Below are 1,602 nucleotides of genomic sequence, written 5' to 3' on the forward strand. Positions count from 1 at the left end.
AAAAACGGATTCTCATTGCACTAAACATTAAAAAAGAGAAGACCAAACTGGTCCTCTATAGAATATAGCTGACATCAACCCACTACAGTTGACAAAGAGCCAATATAATTTTACGCAAAAAAAGAGCACACACTTGACATCGCTTAGGGCTGCTGGATTCCTCCCCTGACCCACTTCACGCACAAGTGTTGCTCCATTTATTAGTATAGCATATTTTTAACTTATTGCAAACTACTTTTTTTATCAGTTTCCTGAGCTAAACGCTTAGCTACCTTCTTTTGCTCTCTTCCTTGGCGGAAAAAGGTCTGCATGATGGCTGCACAGTCTGCTTGTAAAACACCTTTTTCGACCTGCACACGATGGTTCAACCTTTCATCTGTCAAAATGTCATAAAGGCTACCTGCGGCCCCAAACTTCTGATTTGGTGCTCCATAGATGACTTGCGGAATACGAGCTAGTCCAATAGCACCGCTACACATGACACAGGGTTCAATAGTCACAAACAAGGTTGCCTCAAGCAAACGCCAATTCCCGACTGTGCGATTAGCTTCTTGGATGGCCATAACCTCCGCATGCATAATTGCTTGATTGAGTTCCTCACGCGCATTGTGGCCACGTCCAATAATCTGACCGTCCTTGACAATAACACAGCCGATAGGAATTTCATCCTTAGCTAAAGATTTTTGAGCTTCTTTCAAAGCCTCCTGCATAAAGTAGGCTTTTTCTGTTTCTGTCAATTCTTGCATTAGAGCTGTCCTAAATCCCATGATTTATGTGGTTCAGCTAGCTCGACTGGAATATCACCAGCATATTGCTGCGCTTCTTGACGAAGGATTTCTAAATGATTATCTGGATCAATACCTTCTGGAGCTACAGGTGGCATATGGGTTAAGACTAATTTTTTGACACCAGCCTGAACAGCAATCTCCCCTGCTTCTTTAGTAGTCAAATGAGCTGGATGATTTTCATTCCCTTCATAAAGGTAAACATCTGCCAAGAAGAAATCAGCACCTTTGACAAAGTCTGGTAAGGCTTCAAAATAACCTGTATCTGCTGTAAAAAGAAGGATTTGACCAGTTTCACGTTCGACAATGCGAAAAGCATAGCAGATAACAGGGTGGACCGTTTTGATAAAGGTAATGTCAAAAGGACCGATACTTTGCGTCCCATCAACATCATAGACAATCCCTTCTGACACATCTGGCAGACTTAATTTTTCAAACTCATCCTTATCTTCATTGTGGGCGTAGATAGGGAGCACTTTTGGTTGCCATAAGTGTTTGGGATAGAGCTGGCGGTAATGACGCAGAACTCCTAAATCTGCCACATGATCAGGATGATAGTGTGAAATCAAGACAGCATCCAAATCCAGCGGGCTAATTTCTTTTTCCAATTCATTTAAAGAGCGTGAACCTACATCCATCAACAGTTGAAAACCATCGTGTCCTGTCAGCAGATAAGATGTCGTTCCACCGTCTTTAAATGGGTAACCTCCCCAGCAACCAAGCGTTGTCAATTTCATACAAAAACCACCTTCCTTTCTTCTATTATAACAAAAATCACCTTAATTCTGACAAGTTCAAGCCAATGGTGGAGAAAAAT

2 protein-coding genes and 1 other RNA gene are annotated in these 1,602 nt (G+C 41.8%); all 3 read right to left on the minus strand.

The annotated features are described in order from the left end of the window. Positions 1–107 precede the first annotated feature (107 nt). The 3 genes from ffs to ACMZ6U_RS10300 all read right to left on the minus strand — a co-directional run bounded on the left by ffs (position 108) and on the right by ACMZ6U_RS10300 (position 1,522). Positions 108–205, minus strand: an RNA gene (ffs, locus tag ACMZ6U_RS10290) — signal recognition particle sRNA small type. Between the two features lie 16 nt (positions 206–221). Next, positions 222–746: a tRNA adenosine(34) deaminase TadA gene (gene tadA / locus ACMZ6U_RS10295; RefSeq protein WP_416108328.1), complete on the minus strand. Its 525-nt coding sequence runs from the start codon at positions 744–746 to the stop codon at positions 222–224. Further along, complete coding sequence (locus tag ACMZ6U_RS10300) at positions 746–1,522, minus strand: MBL fold metallo-hydrolase (protein WP_416108329.1); 777 nt, start codon at positions 1,520–1,522, stop codon at positions 746–748. The genes tadA and ACMZ6U_RS10300 overlap by 1 nt, the downstream gene beginning before the upstream one ends. Between the last annotated feature and the right edge of the window lie 80 nt (positions 1,523–1,602).

The organism is Streptococcus pluranimalium (genome assembly GCF_047785745.1).
GTDB classification, from domain to species: Bacteria; Bacillota; Bacilli; order Lactobacillales; family Streptococcaceae; genus Streptococcus; species Streptococcus pluranimalium_B.

Coding starts and splice junctions, on each gene's coding strand:
- tadA (WP_416108328.1), bottom strand. CDS start 746: ATGCAAGAATTGACAGAAACAGAAAAAGCCTACTTTATGCAGGAGGCT.
- ACMZ6U_RS10300 (WP_416108329.1), bottom strand. CDS start 1,522: ATGAAATTGACAACGCTTGGTTGCTGGGGAGGTTACCCATTTAAAGAC.